This is a genomic window from Hartmannibacter diazotrophicus (genome assembly GCF_900231165.1).
Lineage (GTDB): Bacteria > Pseudomonadota > Alphaproteobacteria > Rhizobiales > Pleomorphomonadaceae > Hartmannibacter > Hartmannibacter diazotrophicus.
Window position 1 is genome coordinate 38452 of record NZ_LT960614.1, and the last position, 17811, is coordinate 56262.

At 66.9% G+C, this 17811-nt stretch carries 15 protein-coding genes; 6 read left to right on the forward strand and 9 right to left on the reverse strand.

What is annotated here, in order from left to right; genetic code table 11:
- The first annotated feature begins 81 nt into the window (after positions 1-81).
- The 3 genes from addB to trxA all read left to right on the forward strand — a co-directional run bounded on the left by addB (position 82) and on the right by trxA (position 7512).
- A complete protein-coding gene (addB, locus tag HDIA_RS00155) occupies positions 82-3246 on the forward strand; it encodes a double-strand break repair protein AddB (RefSeq protein ID WP_099553261.1) in 3165 nt (1054 codons plus the stop codon).
- Complete coding sequence (gene addA / locus HDIA_RS00160) at positions 3243-6800, forward strand: double-strand break repair helicase AddA (protein WP_157775087.1); 3558 nt, start codon at positions 3243-3245, stop codon at positions 6798-6800. Before addB ends, addA begins: the two co-directional genes overlap by 4 nt.
- Before the next feature lie 391 nt (positions 6801-7191).
- The gene (trxA, locus tag HDIA_RS00165; RefSeq protein ID WP_099553265.1) at positions 7192-7512 is read left to right on the forward strand and encodes a thioredoxin; all 321 of its coding nucleotides are present in this window, start codon (positions 7192-7194) and stop codon (positions 7510-7512) included.
- 81 nt (positions 7513-7593) lie between these two features.
- On the opposite strand, the gene HDIA_RS00170 is transcribed toward trxA, so the two are convergent.
- From HDIA_RS00170 to hslV, 5 genes are all read right to left on the reverse strand, one after another.
- A complete protein-coding gene (locus tag HDIA_RS00170) occupies positions 7594-8160 on the reverse strand; it encodes a DUF3280 domain-containing protein (RefSeq protein WP_099553267.1) in 567 nt (188 codons plus the stop codon).
- A gap of 159 nt (positions 8161-8319) precedes the next feature.
- Positions 8320-9084, reverse strand: coding sequence for a molybdopterin-synthase adenylyltransferase MoeB (locus HDIA_RS00175; RefSeq protein WP_099553269.1), 765 nt, complete (start codon positions 9082-9084; stop codon positions 8320-8322).
- A 54-nt stretch (positions 9085-9138) separates the two neighbouring features.
- The gene (locus tag HDIA_RS00180; protein WP_099553271.1) at positions 9139-9882 is read right to left on the reverse strand and encodes a DUF1194 domain-containing protein; all 744 of its coding nucleotides are present in this window, start codon (positions 9880-9882) and stop codon (positions 9139-9141) included.
- 80 nt (positions 9883-9962) lie between these two features.
- A complete protein-coding gene (gene hslU / locus HDIA_RS00185; protein ID WP_099553273.1) occupies positions 9963-11267 on the reverse strand; it encodes an ATP-dependent protease ATPase subunit HslU in 1305 nt (434 codons plus the stop codon).
- A 51-nt stretch (positions 11268-11318) separates the two neighbouring features.
- Positions 11319-11876: an ATP-dependent protease subunit HslV gene (hslV, locus tag HDIA_RS00190; RefSeq protein WP_099558615.1), complete on the reverse strand. Its 558-nt coding sequence runs from the start codon at positions 11874-11876 to the stop codon at positions 11319-11321.
- Between the two features lie 204 nt (positions 11877-12080).
- Here hslV and HDIA_RS00195 point away from each other — a divergent pair, with 204 nt between their 5' ends.
- Both HDIA_RS00195 and HDIA_RS00200 read left to right on the forward strand, forming a co-directional pair.
- Positions 12081-12713: a CatB-related O-acetyltransferase gene (locus HDIA_RS00195; RefSeq protein WP_342748071.1), complete on the forward strand. Its 633-nt coding sequence runs from the start codon at positions 12081-12083 to the stop codon at positions 12711-12713.
- A gap of 39 nt (positions 12714-12752) precedes the next feature.
- Positions 12753-13625 carry an SDR family oxidoreductase gene (locus HDIA_RS00200; RefSeq protein ID WP_099553275.1) on the forward strand — a complete coding sequence of 291 codons (873 nt, stop codon included), beginning with the start codon at positions 12753-12755 and terminating at the stop codon, positions 13623-13625.
- A gap of 34 nt (positions 13626-13659) precedes the next feature.
- On the opposite strand, the gene HDIA_RS00205 is transcribed toward HDIA_RS00200, so the two are convergent.
- Entirely contained in the window at positions 13660-14058 is a 399-nt protein-coding gene (locus tag HDIA_RS00205; protein WP_099553277.1) for an ester cyclase, read from the reverse strand.
- Positions 14059-14094: 36 nt separating this feature from the next.
- Positions 14095-14685, reverse strand: a complete 591-nt coding sequence (locus HDIA_RS00210; RefSeq protein WP_099553279.1) for an NADPH-dependent FMN reductase — start codon at positions 14683-14685, stop codon at positions 14095-14097.
- 153 nt (positions 14686-14838) lie between these two features.
- Here HDIA_RS00210 and mbfA point away from each other — a divergent pair, with 153 nt between their 5' ends.
- Entirely contained in the window at positions 14839-15810 is a 972-nt protein-coding gene (mbfA, locus tag HDIA_RS00215; RefSeq protein ID WP_099553281.1) for an iron exporter MbfA, read from the forward strand.
- Positions 15811-15831: 21 nt separating this feature from the next.
- Here mbfA and HDIA_RS00220 read toward each other — a convergent pair whose 3' ends face one another.
- Positions 15832-16839, reverse strand: a complete 1008-nt coding sequence (locus HDIA_RS00220; RefSeq protein WP_099553283.1) for a class 1 fructose-bisphosphatase — start codon at positions 16837-16839, stop codon at positions 15832-15834.
- Between the two features lie 43 nt (positions 16840-16882).
- A complete protein-coding gene (locus tag HDIA_RS00225; protein WP_157775090.1) occupies positions 16883-17713 on the reverse strand; it encodes a TIGR01459 family HAD-type hydrolase in 831 nt (276 codons plus the stop codon).
- Positions 17714-17811: the final 98 nt, after the last annotated feature.

Sequence of the window (17811 nt, forward strand, 5' to 3'; positions counted from 1 at the left end):
CCTACTCATGGGGATCGCATGAGCGCCTTTCACGCCGCTCCGCGCTCTTGAATTTGGAGACCAACGCAGGAACGAGACGCGATGGCGACGACAAGCGAACAGGACAGGGACGACGAGCCCCTTCCGCCGCGCGTCTTCTCCATCGATCCGGCGGTTCCCTTTCTGCCGACGCTGGTCGAGGCGCTGCTGGCCGGCGATCTCGTGCCGGGCTTTGTTCTCGCCGACGATCCTCTGGCGCTGGCCGATGTCACGATCCTCGTGCCGACCCGCCGTGCCGCCCGTGTCCTGCGTGGTGAGTTCGTTCGGGCTCTCGGCGGCCGGGCCGCGCTGCTGCCTGTCATCCGGCCCATCGGCGACATTGATGAGGAAGGCGACGCCTTTCGCGCCGACGACGATCTCGATTTGCCGCCGGTCATCGGCGAGGCCGAGCGCCTCCTGTCGATGGCGCGGCTCGTCATGCGTTGGCGCGAGGGCATCGCGCCGGAGCGCGAACTGACGCCGCACGGCACGCCGATCCGCATTCCCGCGTCGCCCGCCGATGCCATTCATCTGGCCCGCGATCTTCTCGCCCTGCTCGACCAGGCGGCGAATGAGGAGATCGACTGGGCGAAGCTGTCGGGCCTCGTGCCCGAAGACCACGCCGCCTACTGGCAGCTGACGCTCACCTTCCTCGACATCGCAACGAAGGCCTGGCCGGAGCATCTTGCCGAACGCGGCCTGATCGAGCCGGGCGAGCGTCACCGCCAGATGGTCCTCCGCCGCATCGACCAGATGACCAGGGCTGGCGGCGGCCCGGTGATCGCGGCGGGTTCGACCGGCTCCATTCCGACGACGGCGAAGCTGCTTGCGGCCATTGCCCGCCTGCCGAACGGCGCCGTCGTCCTGCCGGGTCTCGATACGCATCTCGACGACGAGACCTTCGGCCTTGTCGCGCCGGAGATTGGGCCGGGCGTTCCAAGCCACCCGCAGGCGGCGCTGGCTCATCTGGTCCGTGTGATCGGGATCGAGAGAGGTGAGGTTCGCGAACTCGGAGTGCCGGAACCGTCGCTCGCCATGCGCGGCCAGATCGTCTCAGAGGCGCTGCGCCCTGCCGAGACGACCGACCGCTGGCCGGCCTTTGCCGGGGACATGCCTCCGAAAACGCGGACCGATGCGCTCGACGGCCTGTCCATCATGGTCGCCCGGCAACCGGCCGAGGAGGCGCTCGCCATCGCGCTCTGCCTGCGCGAGACCGTCGAGGACTCCGAAAAGGTCGCCGCCCTCGTCACGGCGGACCGGGAACTCGCCCGCCGCGTCTGTCTGGAACTGCAGCGTTTCGGTCTCGCGGTGGAGGATTCGGCCGGCGAGGCGCTGCTCGACACCCCGCCCGCGATCCTTGCCCGTCATGTCGCCGACGTCGTCCTTGGCGGATTTGCGCCGGACGATCTGCTTGCGCTTTTGAAGCACCCGCTGGCCTCCTTCGGCCTGCCGCGCGTCGTGGCCCGCGAAGCGGCGCGGGCAATCGAGATCGCCGTGCTGCGCGGCCCGCGCCTTGCCGCCGGAAGCAGGCCTCTGGTGGAAGCGATTGATCGCGCGCTGGCGGACTTCGAGGGCAAGGAGGCTCGCATCCATCCGGTGCTGAGGATGCTCGGTCCCGAGGCGGTGCGTGAGGGTCGCGATTTGGCCCAACGGGTCGTCGAGGCCTTCGCGCCGCTGGAAGCGATGGTTGGCGGCCACGATCTGCCGCTCGACGATCTGCTGCGCGCCCATGTCGAGGTGTTGCGCGCGGTCGCAAGCGACGAGACCGGCTCCGACGCCCGCCTCTATACCGGACCTGCCGGTGAGGAATTGGCCTCCTTCCTCGCAGGCCAACTCGAAACCCATGCCCGCGCCTTCGTGATCGATGCGGCGCTCTATCCGGCCGTCTTCGAGGCGCTGATGGTCGGGCGGCAGGTGCACCGGCCTGTGGCCGCCGGCGCGCGGGTCCACATCTGGGGCCAACTGGAAGCGCGCCTGATGCAGGCGGACCGCGTCGTGCTCGGCGGCCTCGTCGAGGGCGTCTGGCCGGCGCGCACCGACACCGGGCCCTGGCTGTCGCGCCCAATGCGGTCGGGCCTCGACTTCGGGCCGCCGGAGCGGCGCATCGGCCTTGCCGCCCATGATTTCCAGATGCGCTTCGGCACGCGTGATCTGATCCTTTCTTATTCGGCTAAGAAAGAGGGCGCGCCGACGGTCGCGTCCCGCTGGCTTCAGCGCGTCACCGCCGTTCTTGGGCCCGAGCAGACGGAAGAGCTGCGACAGCGCGGCGAACGCTGGCTCGGGGTCGCCCGCCGCATCGACGACGGCCCGCGCAGCCCACGCCCCGCTCGCGCCTCCGCCTTGCCCCCTGTCGAGGCCCGCCCGAAAGCGCTCAACGTCACCGATATCGAGACCTGGGTGCGCGACCCCTACGCGCTTTACGCCCGGCGTATTTTGAGATTCGAGCCGCTCGATCCCCTCGGCCGGATGCCGGACTTTGCAACGCGTGGCACGGTCATTCACGACGCGTTGGCCGAATTTGCCAGCGACGGCGGCCCGCATGTCGGCGAGGAGGGCCTTCGCCGTCTCATTGCCATCGGCGAGCGCTATTTCGCGCCGCTACGCCTGCGGCCGGAACTCCATGCCCTCTGGTGGCCGCGCTTCTTGGAAATGGCGCGCTTCCTTGTCGAAAGCTTCGAGGAGGCGAAAGGCGAGACGACGCGGCGCATCGCCGAATGCAAGGGCAGTCTCGTCATGGCGATTGACGCGGAGGACTTCACGCTCAACGGCCGCGCCGACCGGATCGACGTCGGCCTCGGCGGCGAGGCGGTGATCGTCGATTTCAAGACCGGCGCGGCGCCGTCCAAGAAGCAGCTTGTCACCCTGATGAAGCCGCAGATGCCGCTGGAAGGCTTCATGCTGCGCGAAGGCGCCTTCGAAGGGCTTGGCCGCATGGAGGCCACGGCCCTTGTCCACGTGATCCTGAAAGGGCTTTCCGGCGCGGACAAGATCGACCTCTTCGACGGCGAGAAGGCGAAGAAGGGCGAGGAGGCAAAGACGCTCGCCGACATCGTGGGTGAATCCGCCCGTCAGCTGGCCGGCCTCGTGAGGGCCTACCGCGATCCGGAACGGGCTTATCCCTCGCGTCCGCGCGTTCTGTTGAGCCGGCAAACCGGTGGCGCATACGACCACCTCGCTCGCGTCGCCGAATGGCAGGCCGCCGGCGGCGAAGGGGAGGGCGAGGAATGAGCGCGCCCGCCAAACCCATCGAGGTGCCCGAGCGCACGCGCCGCGATCAGGCGACCGCGACCCATCCGCGCCACTCCGTCTGGGTGTCGGCCAATGCCGGCTCGGGCAAGACCTATGTGCTCTCGCGCCGGGTGATCCGGCTGCTGCTCGCCGGCGCGGACCCGGCGGCAATCCTCTGCCTCACCTTCACCAAGGCGGCCGCCGCCGAAATGGCCAACCGCGTCTTCGAGACGCTTGGCCAATGGACGTCTCTCAGTGATGCGAATCTGGCTAACGAACTTGAGGCGCTGGAGGGACGAGCCGCAAATGAGGAGAACATTGCGCGTGCGCGGCGGCTTTTCGCGAGGGCTCTGGAAACGCCCGGCGGGCTGAAAATCCAGACGATCCACGGCTTCTGCGAAGCCCTGCTGCAGCGCTTTCCGGTGGAGGCGGGCATTGCCGGCCGCTTCAAGGTGCTGGACGACATGGAGGCCGAAAGCCGCCTGCAGCAGGCGCTCGATGCCGTGATCGTCGCGGCCTCCGCCGATCCGGACAGCGCGATGGGCCGGGCTCTCACGCAGCTCGTCGCCGAGCGCGGCGACGACACGATCCGCAGGGCCATCGTCGCCACCATCCATCAGCGCGACGCCTATCTCGGCTGGATCGACGGCGCGGGCGGCTTCGATGCGGCGCTCGCCGGCCTGCGCAAGGCGCTTGGGGTCGCGGAAGGCGAAACCGTCGCGGCGATCGATCGCGCGGTGATCGCGGAGAGCGGCTTCGACGAGGACTTCGTCGCGCGCCTGCGCACGGCCCTGCGGCAGGGGGCGGCGACCGACCAGGCGCTGGACGAGCGCTTTGCCGCTGTCGAGGTGACCGACGACATCGCGCTTGCGGCCGGAAACTGGCTCAAGGTCTTCATGACAGGCGATGGCGCGAAGAGGCAGCCGCGCAAGTTCTCAAGCTTCTGCACCAAGGCGATCAAGACGCAGTTCCCGGACCTCGAAGCCATGTTCGAGGAAGAGATCACGCGCCTCGAGGCTCTGGAGGACCGGCGCGCCGCGACGGCGACCTTCGAGCGGACGGCGGCCCTGATACGCCTTGCGGGCCGGGCGATCGATCTCATCGAGGCCGGCAAAGCCGCCTCCGGCGCGCTCGACTTCGACGACCTGATCCTGCGCACCGCGCGTCTTCTGTCTCATTCGGATGCGGCGGCATGGGTGCAGTACAAGCTCGACCAGGGCATCGACCACGTCCTCGTCGACGAGGCCCAGGACACAAGCCCGCGAGCCTGGGAGGTGATTGCGGCGCTCACCGACGAATTCTTTGTCGGCGAGGGCGCGCGGCGCGGCTCGACCGGCGTGCGCACGCTCTTCGCCGTCGGTGACGAGAAACAGTCGATCTACTCCTTCCAGGGAGCGGCGCCGCATCTCTTCGGCGCCATGCGGCGGCGCACCGGAAAGCGCGCGGGCGAGGCCGGCATCGCCTATGACGATGTCGCCCTGCAGCTTTCCTTCCGTTCCACGCCGGATGTGGTGAAGGCCGTCGACGCCGTCTTCGCCCGGCCGGAGACCCATCAGGGGCTTTCGGCCGATGCGGCCGGCACGGTGCACGAGACGGTTCGCAACCGCGACATCGGTCTCGTCGAGATCTGGCCCGCGACGGTCGACGAGGAAACCCTTGAGCCGGAGAACTGGACCGACCCGGTCGACGAAACGAAGCTCGGCAGCGCCGAGGCCCAGCTTGCCGACCGCATCGCCCGCGCCGTGCGCGGCTGGATCGCGCGCGGCGAGACCTTGCCCGGCGGGCGGCCGATCCGCGCCGGCGACGTCCTCGTGCTGGTGCGCAAGCGCGCCGGTTTTGTCTCGCTGCTCTCGCGCGCGCTGACCGAGATAGGCGTGCCCGTCGCGGGCGCCGACCGGCTCCAGCTCATGAGCCACATCGCGGTGATGGATCTGCTGGCGCTCGCCCGCGCCGTGCTGCTGCCCGAAGACGACCTTACGCTCGCCGCCCTTCTGAAGTCTCCGCTGATCGGCCTGAACGAGGACCAGCTCTTCCAGCTTGCCCACGGCCGCAGGACCTTCCTTTACGAACGTTTGCGGCAGGAAGCGGACCGCGATGTCGTCTTTCGCGCCGCCCACGAGCGGCTGGCGCGCTGGCGCGGCCTTGCCGACACCATCGATCCGCACGCCTTCTTTGCCCGCGTCCTTGCCGCCGACGCTGGCCGCCGCGCCTTCCGCGCCCGATTGGGGCCGGAGGTCGACGACGTTCTCGACGAGTTCCTGTCTCTGGCCCTGAGCTTCGGCAAGGACCGCACGCCGAGCCTTGAAGGCTTTCTTGCCTTTGCCGCCGCCGCCGACCACGAGATCAAGCGCGAGATGGATGCGGCGCGCGACGAGGTCCGCATCATGACCGTGCATGGCGCCAAGGGACTGGAAGCGCCGGTCGTCTTCCTCGTCGATCAGGGCGCAGCACCCTATCACCCCTCGCACCGACCGCTGGTGCTGCCGCTGAACGAGAGGGATCACGAGGATATCGGCCCGGTTCAGGCCGCGCCCCTCGTCTTTGTCGGGTCCGGCCGGCAGGCACCTAGCGTCGAGGCCGCGCTTGAAGCCAAGGCGAATCTGGCCCGCGAGGAATACCGCCGCCAGCTCTATGTCGGCCTGACCCGCGCACGAGACCGGCTCGTCGTCTGCGGCATGGCGCCCAAGAAGGCGGTGAGCGAGCCGCGCTGGTACCAGATGGTGCATGACGCGCTGGTGCCGGATGCCACGGAGATCGAGGGCGAGGGTGGCGATGTCGTTGCCTGGCACTGGCGCTTCGGCGGTCCGGAACGCGCGGTGGCTCTCGCCGGGACGACAGCTGCCAGGCAGCCCGTCGAGGAAGACACCGCCGAACCAGCCGAAGACTTGCCGGACTTTGTCCGCCGTCCTGCGCCGGTCGGCGAAGCGCCGATGACCCTCAATCCCTCCTCGGCCGAGGCGGTGCTCGCCGAAATCGAGGCGCGCGACGTCGAAACGCCCTATCCCGCCGCTCATGCGCTGGAGGCGGCGCGTGCCGGCGAGAGCGCGGCCCTTCGCCGGGGCAGCCTCGTCCACCGTCTGCTGGAGGCGCTCCCGGGTCTCGCGCCGAAGGACCGCGAGGCACGGGGCAGGCGTTATCTGGCGACAAGCGGCCCGGATTTTTCCGAAACCGAACGCGAGGCTTTGCTTGCGAAGGTTCTCGCCGTCCTGTGCGAGCCGGCCTTCGCGCCCGTCTTTGCGCCGGGCAGCCGCGCGGAGGTGGCGCTCGCTGGCGAGGTGATGCTGCGATCAGGGCGAAAGGCCGAGGTCTCCGGCCAGATCGACCGCCTTGCGGTCAGCAAGGACGCGGTCCTGATCGTCGACTTCAAGACCAATCGCCCCGTGCCGGACGCGATCCCCGAGAATTACCTGATGCAGCTTGCCGTCTATGCCCGCCTGATTGCCGACATCTACCCCGGCCGGCAGGTGCGCGCGGCGATTCTCTGGACGGAATCGGCGCGGCTTGATGAAGTCCCCACCGACGTCCTGCAAAAGGCGATCGGCCGTCTCTTTTGATCGTCGTTTTTCAAGAAAAAGTGACTGTCCGGGGAAAGCCTCTGGCGGCGCAAATTTCTGCCCGGCAGCGGCCGGAAGCCGGCAATTCATGCCGTCATTTCCGCAGCCGGTAGAATGCGGGAGGGATGCCCGCTGCCGGGCATTCCCCTCCCGTCATGTCCCGACTTGACGCCACTTTCGCCGCTCCCTACCTTCTTGCCACTGAAAGATGATCGACTTGATAGCCTGCCCCTTGGAGCTAGCCCTTCACGCCGACCGTCGGGGTCCGCCATACCACGTCAGCGCCTCTCGTGAGCGCCTGTCGGGCCGGGTGGATCTTTCAAATCTCGCTGGTGCAAGGCTGGTTCGAGCGAACGGCCGCAAGCCGGCATAGCGAAAGGGTGGTTCTCTGATGAGCACCGTGAAAGTTACCGATACCTCCTTCGAGAGCGACGTGATTGGCTCCGGCAAGCCGGTCGTCGTGGACTTCTGGGCCGAGTGGTGCGGCCCCTGCCGCATGATCGCGCCGGCGCTGGAGGAAATCGCGACCGAGTTGGACGGCGCCGTGACCGTCGCCAAGCTCGACATCGACAACAACCAGAACACCGCCATCAAGTATGGCGTGCGGTCGATCCCGACGCTGATCATCTTCAAGGACGGCCAGCCGGCGGCGATGAAGGTCGGCGCTGCCTCCAAGACCGATCTGAAGAACTGGATCCAGAACACGATCTGATCCCGGTCGAGAGAGCGTGAATGTCGAAGGGCCCGGACGGCAGCGTCCGGGCCTTTTTTCGTGCCCGGGTTCCAGCCGCGGTTACTTCTGTTGCGGCGGTGCCGGGACGACTTTGTTCATGAGGGCTTTGGCTCCGCGCGGCCAGGCGTAGTTGGCGCCCATCCTGAGGCCGGAGAAATGGTTCGCCTCCATCTGGCCCGTGTCCGCGTCGCGGACGACGACTTGAAGCGTATATTCCGTGCGGCTGACCCTTGCGATCAGGCCGGCCATCGACTGGTCCGCGCCGAGCTGGCGGGCGGCAGCGGCTTCACAGCCGTTGCAGGACTTGATCCCGCCGGCTGCCGCAATGCCGTCCTCCGCCGTTGCCGTGTCGACCACGTCATAGCGGCCGGAATCGGCGAGGATGCGTTTGGCCTCCTCGGTTGCCTTGCGAAGATTGTCTTCGTCCATCGCGTCCGCCGTGCGGATGCCGGCTCCGGCGCTGCGGTCGTCGAGTTCGAAGTCGAAGACCGCGATCTTCAACGGGCGAGCCTCCTCCGCATGCGAGGGCAGGCTGGCGGGCAGCAGGGCCGCTGCCGCAAGGACGAGAATGGATGCTCCGCGCCCGGGCACAGGGCGAAAATAGTGCCTGGCAGGTTTTGTTTGCATGTGACTGGTCCCCTCCCGCTCGTTATGCGACCGGAGGGATGATCTGTCGCCGTGTCACTCCCTGAAGACCGGAACTGCACCCTCCTGCGAGCATCGAGGCTAGCGCGGGTTAAGGTCGGCAGCCATGGAGCTTTGCCCGTCCCGAGACGGGCAATTTTCCTATTCGGCGGCGGCTTTCCTGCGCGCGCGGTACTTGATCGTCTCGAAGCGCATGGAGAGCGTGTCGACGAGGAGCAGGCGGCCGATCAGCGGCTCGCCGATGCCGCAGACAAGCTTGATGACCTCCATCGCCTGCAGCGAGCCGAGAATACCGGGCAGGGCACCGATGACGCCGGCCTCGGCGCAGGAGGGAATGCTGCCCGCCGGCGGCGGCTCGGGAAAGAGATCGCGATAACCCGGATTGGGCTGGCCGGCCTCGTTGGCCTCATAGGGCTTCAGCACGGTCAGCGAACCGTCGAAGGCGCCGATGGCGCCGGAAACGAGCGGCCGGCGCTCGGCCTCGCAGGTGTCGGCGAGAAGATAGCGGGTGGAGAAATTGTCGGACCCGTCAACGACGATGTCATAGGCGCGGACAAGCTCGGCGGCATTCTCCGCCGTCAGCCGGGCGGCATGCGTCTCGACGCTCACATGTGGATTGATGCGGGCGACGGTTTCCTTGGCGCTTTCGACCTTCAAAGCGCCGATGCTGTCGCTGCCGTGGATCACCTGCCGCTGCAGGTTGGAGAGCGAGACCACATCGTCGTCGACGAGCCCGAGCGTGCCGACGCCGGCGGCGGCGAGATACTGGATCGCCGGCGCGCCGAGACCGCCGGCCCCGACGACGAGCACGCGCGCGGCCTTCAGCTTCTGCTGGCCAGGCCCCCCGACTTCGCGCAGCACGATGTGGCGGGCGTAGCGTTCGATTTCTGCCGTTGTGAGCGCCATGGGTCTGAAGCTTTCTGGTCGGGCCGTCGCCCTTATCTATGTCCTGCCCGCCGGTCAGTCGAGAGCGGTCGGCGTCAGGCTGTCTGGTGCGCCGAGCGCCTGCGCGATTTCCTGCACCATCTTCCGGCGGACGGCGGTTCCGAAGGTCGTGGTCTCGTCGACCACCATGACGAAGGCGCCGAGCCCGCCCGTGACGTCGCGCTTGTAGTGCTCGACGAGATCCTCCCCGCCCATCGCGGAGGAAAAGCCGCCCGGCCGCTGGATGACGAGACCGTTGACGGTGATGCCGCGCCTCACGGCATCGTCGCGGGCCGCCTGCACCGGTCGTCCGCCGATATTGGGCCCGTCGCCGGAAACATCGATCACGGCTTTTGCGCCCTCGATGTCGTTGGTCTCGATCTTGTTGACCGAATAGTCGATGGCGGCGGAGATCGAATTGTAGCCGAAGGCCGCGCGCGGCGTTGAAACCAGCCTGTCGGCGAAGTCCCGCGCCGAGGCCTCGTCGCGGATCACGGTCCAGTCGACGATCGTGTGCTGCGAGGCGGCCGAGCCCCACTCCACATAGGTGATCGCGATGGCGCCGCGATAGCCGGCCCGGATGACGTCGAGCACCTCCTTGCTCGTCACCGCGTCGGCATAGCCCTGTCGTTGCAGGGCAAGCTCATCGTCGTCGATCGAGCCGGAGCCGTCGGCGGCGAGCACCAGCTCCACGTCGACCGGTTCCGCGTGAGCGGGCAACGCGAGAAGGAAGCCGGCGAAGGTCGCGACGATCCCGATGGCATGGCGAAGAGGCGGCATTGGCGCTGTTCCCAAGGCTGGTGACCCCAGGGCAAGGTCAACCATGCAAGGGGCAGGGTCAATGCCGCGCTGCTGGTTGGTTACAGGATGAACTGGCTGAGATCCGCGTTCTTGGCAAGATCGCCGACGCCGGTCCGCACATACTCTTCGTCGATGGTCACTGTCTGTCCGCCCCGGTCGGCGGCGGCAAAGGACAATTCGTCGAGCACCCGTTCCATGATCGTCTGCAGGCGGCGGGCGCCGATGTTTTCCACGCTGGCATTCACCTCCACGGCGATGTCGGCGATGGCGTCGATCGCCTCGTCGGTGAAGGCAAGCTCCACGCCCTCCGTCGCCATCAGCGCCACATACTGCTTGATGAGGCTTGCTTCCGGCTCGGTGAGGATGCGCCGCATGTCGGCGCGCGACAGCGCCTGAAGCTCGACGCGGATCGGCAGGCGGCCCTGTAGCTCCGGCAGGAGATCCGACGGCTTGGCGACATGGAAGGCGCCGGACGCGATGAAGAGGATGTGGTCCGTCTTCACCGAGCCATGCTTGGTGGAAACCGTCGTGCCCTCGATCAGCGGCAGCAAGTCGCGCTGTACGCCCTCGCGCGAGACGTCGCCGCCCGAGCGGCCCTCGCGAGCGCAGATCTTGTCGATCTCGTCGAGGAAGACGATTCCGTTGTTCTCCACCGCCTCAATGGCCTCGGCGACGAGCTGCTCCTGGTCGAGGAGCTTGTCGCTTTCCTCGCCGATGAGCAGGTCATAGGAGTCCTTGACGGTCGTGCGGCGCGTCTTCTTCTGCCCGCCCATCATCTTCGACATCATGTCGTTGAGGTTCATGACGCCGATGGAGCCGCCCGGCATGCCGGGAATGTCGAAGCTCGGCATCGAAGGCTGGGCCGAGACCTCGACCTCGATCTCCTTGTCGTCGAGTTCGTTGCCGCGCAGCTTCTTGCGGAAGCTGTCGCGCGTCGCAGGGCTTGCACCGGGGCCGACGAGGGCGTCGAGCACGCGCTCCTCGGCCTGCTGGTGGGCCTTGGCCTGCACGTCCTTGCGCTTCTTCTCGCGCACCAGCGTGATGCCGACCTCGACGAGGTCGCGCACGATCTGCTCCACGTCGCGGCCGACATAGCCGACCTCGGTGAACTTGGTGGCTTCCACCTTAATGAAGGGCGCGCCCGCGAGCCGTGCGAGGCGGCGCGAGATCTCCGTCTTGCCGACGCCGGTCGGCCCGATCATCAGGATGTTCTTCGGCAGCACTTCCTCGCGCATCGCACCTTGAAGCTGCTGACGCCGCCAGCGGTTGCGCAGGGCGATCGCGACGGCGCGCTTGGCGTCGGTCTGCCCAACGATGTAGCGGTCGAGTTCGGAGACGATCTCGCGGGGGGAAAAATCGGTCATCGGCTGAGTGTCCGGTTCAAAAAGGTCAGGTGGGTCCGGCCGGGCCGGGCTTCAAGCCGCATCGAGGCTTTCCAGAACCACATTCTCGTTGGTGTAGACGCAGATTTCGGCGGCGATCGCCATCGCTTTGCGGGCGATCGTCTCGGCGCTCTGGTCGGTGTCCATCAGGGCGCGCGCGGCGGCCAGCGCATAGTTGCCGCCCGAGCCGATGCCCATCACGCCGCCTTCCGGCTCCAGCACGTCGCCGGTGCCGGTGAGGACGAGCGAGACGTTGGCGTCGGCCACCAGCATCATGGCTTCGAGGCGGCGGAGGTAGCGGTCGGTGCGCCAGTCCTTGGCAAGCTCGACGGCGGCGCGGGTGAGCTGTCCCGGATACTGTTCCAGCTTGGCCTCCAGCCGCTCGAACAGCGTGAAGGCATCGGCGGTTGCACCCGCAAAGCCGCCGATGACGCTGCCGCCGGCAAGGCGGCGCACCTTCTTGGCGGTATGCTTGATGACGGTCTGCCCCAGCGAAACCTGTCCGTCTCCGGCGACAACGACCTTGCCGCCCTTGCGGATCGTCACGATGGTGGTTCCATGCCATTGCGGCATGCTGTGGGCGTCGGACATGAAGGGCTCCATGAAGGCAGGAGAAGGAAAAATCCGATATCCCGCCAAGTCTTCGAGAGGAAAGTCAGGCGCCATATGTAGGCGCTGTGGTCTAAGATGCAAATGGCGCGGGCAGACGCCGTTCCGGCGCGGCGATGCAACCTTGCCCGATTCATTTCGTTCGTGCGACAAGGCGCGATCTTCACGCTGCGACGAGGTCTTGCCGTGCCCTTTCTCAAGGCTGATGTGCGCCACCCCATGGCGCTGCCGGACGGAACCGTCGTTCCCGGGCTGGTTCACCTCAAGGTGGCGATCGATCATCCACGCATCGAGGTCGGCGAATTCAGCTACTACAGCGACCGCGCGGTGCCGGATGACATCGCCGGAACGATCGCGCCCTATCTCTTTGCCTTCAGCCGCGAGAAGCTGACGATCGGCAAGTTCGTGCAGATGGCCGAGGGCACGCGTTTCATCACCAGTTCGGCCAATCATCCGATGGGCGGCGTCACGACCTTTCCCTTCCGCGTCTTCAATCCGGCGACCGTCATGGGCTACCTCGACCTGCCGGCGAAGGACACGGTCGTCGGCAACGATGTCTGGTTCGGCCACGGCGTGATGGTGATGCCGGGTGTCACCATCGGTTCGGGCGCCATCGTGGCGGCGGGCTCGGTCGTCACGCGCGACGTTCCGCCCTATGCCATCGTCGGCGGCAATCCGGCGGGTGTCATTCGGATGCGTTTTCCGGCGGAGACGGTCGAACGGCTGCTCGCCATTGCCTGGTGGGACTGGCCGGTGGAAAAGATCGAAGCGAGGCTCGCCGCGCTGGAACAGGGCGATCTCGCGGCACTGGAAGCCTGACGGGATGCCGCACGGAACGATGACGGGAAGGTTTGCTTGATGCGTCTGTTCATTTTCGGAGCCGGTTATTCCGGTCTTGCCCTTGCCCGGCATCTTGCCGGCAAGGCCGACTGGATCGGCGGCACGACCCGGCATGCCGAGCGTCTCGACGAACTGGCGGCCGCCGGCATCGAGCCCTTCGTCTTCGATGGCGAAAGGCCGGGCGAAGGCGTCCGCGAGGCGCTCGCCGGAGCGACCCATATCGTTCTTTCCGTCGCGCCGGGCGAGACAGGCGATGCGGTGCTGGCGCAGCATGCCGACGACATTGCCGCCGCGCCCGATCTCGAATGGATCGGCTACTGGTCGACCGTCGGGGTCTATGGCGACTATGGCGGAGCCTGGGTCGAAGAGACGACCAAATGCCATCCGAAAGCCCGCAGGTCGCGGGCCCGCCTTGCCACCGAGACGGAATGGACCGGCTTTGCCGCCGGCATCGAGTGCCCCATCGCCATGCTGCGCCTTGCCGGCATCTACGGTCCGGGGCGCAACGCCTTCGTCAAGCTTGCCGAGGGGACGGCGAAGCGCCTCATCAAGCCGGGCCAGGTCTTCAACCGCATCCATGTCGACGACATCGCGGCGATGACGGCGGCGGCGATGACGGCGCGGGCCGACGGTGTCTTCAATGTCTGCGACGACGAGCCGGCCCCGCCGCAGGACGTGATCGCCTATGCCGCCGGGCTCATGGGCGTCGAACCGCCGCCGGAGCAGGATTTCGCGAGCGCGGACCTGTCGCCGATGGCGCGCTCCTTCTATGGCGAGAACAAGCGCTGCTCCAACGCCAAGATCAAGACGACCCTCGGCCTTGAGCCTGTCTATCCGACCTATCGCGAGGCCCATGCGGCGATGTGGGCGGCTGGAAACTGGCGCGGTTGACGGGGGCTGCGGCCGGAAAAGAAACCGGCAGCCCTCAGAACTGGGACTCGATGGCAGCTTTGTCGAGGATCGACCTGACGTCGATGATCTTCCCGTCCCGGAACTCGTAGAAGACGTGTTCTGAGAACCGCACGCGCCTGCCGTTCACCGGAAGGCCGAGAAACGTGCCGATCGGCGTGCAGTCGAAATCGAGGCGGCAGGCGACGTATGTCGCATCGGCGACCAGCAGCGCGATCTTGAATCGCAGGTCCGGGATGTCCCGATAGTCCCGTTCGAGCATGCGGCGGTATCCGGAAAGCCCGAACGGCTCGCCGTTATGCCGGACGTCATCGGCGACGAAGGCGCCGAGCGATAGCCAGTCCTGCCGGTTGAGGCAGTCGATATAGCCACGGTAGATCGTCGCAAGGTCGGTCTTCGAACTGTCGGTCTGCATGGCTTTGAATCCGGCTATGCGTCTTGCGGCCCTGGCTCAGGCCCGGACGTAGCGCTCCGCTTCCTCGATGAACCGCGTCAGCATCGCATCGAGCATCGCGCGGCTGCGCTCGGCTTCCAGATCGCCAAGATCGGTGAAGGCGGTCGCCGCTCCTGGAACGGATATCTGCTCGGGGATCACCGTCGCGCCAAGGCCGATTTCCAGCACATGGCGGATCTGCAGGAGGCTGCGCATGCCGCCGTAATATCCGTTCGAGGCCGCGCCGATGGCGAAGACCCGCTTCTTGAACGCGGAGCCGGCACCGGGGGCGGGCTTCACGCGGCTCACCCAGTCGATCGTGTTCTTGAGCAGCGGCGTGATCGAGGCGTTGTATTCGGGGCTGGCGATGAAGATGCCTTGATGGGTGGAAAAGAGCTTGTGCAGCTTCACGGCGGCCTCGGGTGGGCCGCTTTCCTGCTCCAGATCGCCGTTGTAGAGCGGCATCTCGTAGTCGGCGAGCGAGATCTGGGTCACGTCGACGTCGCGCAGGGCGAGTTTCTTGGTCACGAGCGCCGCAAGCTGGGCGTTGAAGGAGCCCCCGCGGGTCGAACCGGCAAAGACGAGGATCTTGGGATTCTGTCGCGGCATCGTGTTGTCTCCCTTTCGCCGTCCAACGGGTCGCGCCGGCGTCGCGGCGGACGCTCGAACTTGGTATGTCTACGGATGCGTGGCCGCTTGCGCAACGGTCGGTCATACCTTAGATCGTACAAATCAGAATTATTCTAATATGAGTGCCTGCGCATGTTCTCTCTCTCCCGACGCAACTTCTCCGATCTCTCGGAGCAGGAGGTTCTGGCTCTTGCGATTTCGTCCGAAGAGGAGGACATGCGCATCTATGCCTCTTATGCCGATGCGCTGAAGGAGGAGTTTCCCGCCTCGTCCGCCGTCTTCGAGGAGATGGCCAAGGAGGAGATGGCGCACCGCGACCGGCTGATCGAGATGCACCGCGAGATCTTCGGCGAGACCATCCCTTTGATCCGGCGCGAGCATGTGCGCGGCTTCTATGCCCGCAAGCCTTACTGGCTGGTCCGCCCTCTCGGGCTCGACCGGGTGAGGACCGAGGCGCAGGACATGGAGGTTGCCGCCGCCAACTTCTACCTGAAGGCCGCCTCGCGCACGTCGAACGCCCGCATTCGCACACTGCTGGGCCAGCTTGCCGCCGCCGAGCGCCGCCATGAGGCGCAGGCGCACCAGCTTGGTGCCGCAAAGCTCACCGATGTCGCCATCGACGAGGAAAAGGCCGCCGAGCACCGCCAGTTCCTGCTCCAGATCGTCCAGCCGGGACTGGCCGGCCTGATGGACGGCTCGGTCTCGACGCTGGCACCGGTCTTCGCGGCCGCCTTTGCGACCCACGACACCTGGCAGACCTTTCTCGTCGGCATGGCGGCCGCCGTCGGCGCTGGCATCTCGATGGGCTTTACCGAGGCCGCCTCCGACGACGGCTCGCTGACCGGACGCGGCAGCCCGTTGGTCCGAGGGCTTGCCGCCGGCATCATGACCGCCGCCGGCGGCCTTGGTCACGCCCTGCCCTACCTCATTCCCGACTTCACGACCGCGACGGTGATCGCCGTCATCATCGTCCTGTTCGAACTCTGGGCGATTTCCTGGATCCGCTGGAAGTATATGGATACGCCCTTCCTCTCGGCGGCGTTCCAGGTTGTCGTCGGCGGCTTTCTTGTCTTCCTGTCCGGCATTCTCATTGGCATTTCCTGACGAAGCCGGAGAAGTCCCGCGTCAGAAAGAGAGATACCGTTCGACTTCCTCGCGTGAGCCGGCAACGATTGGCGCGCGGGCATGCAGGCCCTCCGGCACACGGTCGAGCAGCCGGCCGCCAACGCCGTCGGTCGCAAGCCCGCCGGCCTGCTCGATGAGTAGCGCCATCGGGTTCACCTCGTAGACGTGCCTGAGGCGACCGACGCGGTTTTCCGGCCGCTTGTCGGCGGGCAGCACGAAGATGCCGCCCTGTTTCAGGATGCGGTGGAGGTCGACGACGGCGGCCATCATCCAGCGCAGCCGGACGTCCGCACCGCGCGATCCGTCCTTGCCGAGAAGGCAGTCGTCCACATAGGCGGTGGGGCGTTCGTGCCAGTGCCGCCGGAAGGAGAGGTCGACACCGATCTCCGCCGTCTTTGCCGGCAGCACGACCGGCGTCTGACGCCCCTTGAAGACACCGTCCACCGGGTCGAGCGTCAGCATGAAGACACCCGCGCCGAGCGTATAGCAGAAGACCGTCTCCGGCCCGTAGACGAGATAGCCGGCGGCAAGCTGCGCCGATCCAGGCTGCTGGAAATGTTCTCCGTCCGCCGCAAGCGACAGAACGGAAAAGAGTGTCCCGCAGGCGCCCGCGATGCCGATATGCGAGGAGCCGTCGATCGGGTCGAAGGCGACGGCAACGCGCCCGTTCGGATCGCCTGCTATCGGTTCTTCCGCCTCCTCGGATCCGATCACGGCCGCGCCGCCCTTGTGGCTTGCTTCGACGAAGATGCCGTGCGCCTCGACGTCGAGCGCCTTCTGCTTGTCGCCGTCGCTGTTGATGCCGACGATGCGGGCCGGGTCGCCGTGGAGTGCGCCCTCGGCCAGCCGACCTCGGACCTGCTTGCCGGCCTCGGCGAGCGCCAGCAGCAGGGCCTTCACGGCCTGGCGGTCCGCATCGCCGGCCGGCCAGGCACCAAGCTGCTCTTCGAGGGTGAGCAGGGGAGCGGCGGCGGCTGTGCTGGTGGCCGGCTCGGCGGTCATGGTCATTGCGATTCCTTCTGGCGAAACGTCTGGATGCCGTTGTGCCTTGCTACCAGCGGAAGGCGGGAAGCACCATGTCGGGCCGGACACCGAATCGCTGGTATTTCTCTTCCAGTGCGCCGTCCGAGTTGCCTTCGTTGAGGCCGGTGCGCACGAGGACGGCGAAGGCGCCGAAGCGTTTCGCGCCGACGATGTCATGCTCGACGCTGTCGCCGATGCAGGCGATCTCGGACGGATCCGAGCAGCCGCTGAGCCCGAGGGCCCTCGCGTACATGTCGGGATAGGGCTTGCCGATATAGGTGACCGCGCCGCCAAGTTCCTTGTAGAGTTCGGCGATCCGTCCCGCGCCGAAGGCCGGCCCGCCCGGCGTCAGCATGATCTTGTCCGGGTTGGTGCAGAGCGCCGGAGCGCCACGTGCCGCCGCCGGACGAAGCAGATCGCGATAGGTCTCGATCGGATAGATGTCCCCGCGGCTGCCGGCAATGATGACGACATCGGCCGTCTCGCCGTCCGCCGCGTCCTCGAACCCGAGTGCGGTGGCAAGCGAGCGTTCGCCGACACCGGAAATCGTCAGGCATCGCGTGCCTCGATCGAGGGTGACGGGCAGGGCGCCGCGCGCGACCAGATCGAGGGCGAGATCGCCGGACGTGACGAATGCGTCGTAGCAATCTTGCGGAAAGCCGAGGCGTTCCAGGCGCAGCACGTTGTCATGCGCCGGCCGGCCGGAATTCGACAAGAGCAGGATCGATGCGCCCGTCGCCTTCAGCCGCTTGAGCGCCTCGACGGCGCCGGGGTAGGGCCGGGATCCGTCGTGCAGGACGCCGAACTGGTCGATGAAGAAGTGGGAGAAACGCTCGCTGAGGGTTGAAAGGCCGGCCATCGCCTCCGCCAACTGAAAGCGTGGCGGAACGCCTCCCTTGCCGGATGCCGCTCGCCCACATGGTGCATTCTCTGCCGCGGGCCTGCGAGGCGACGTCC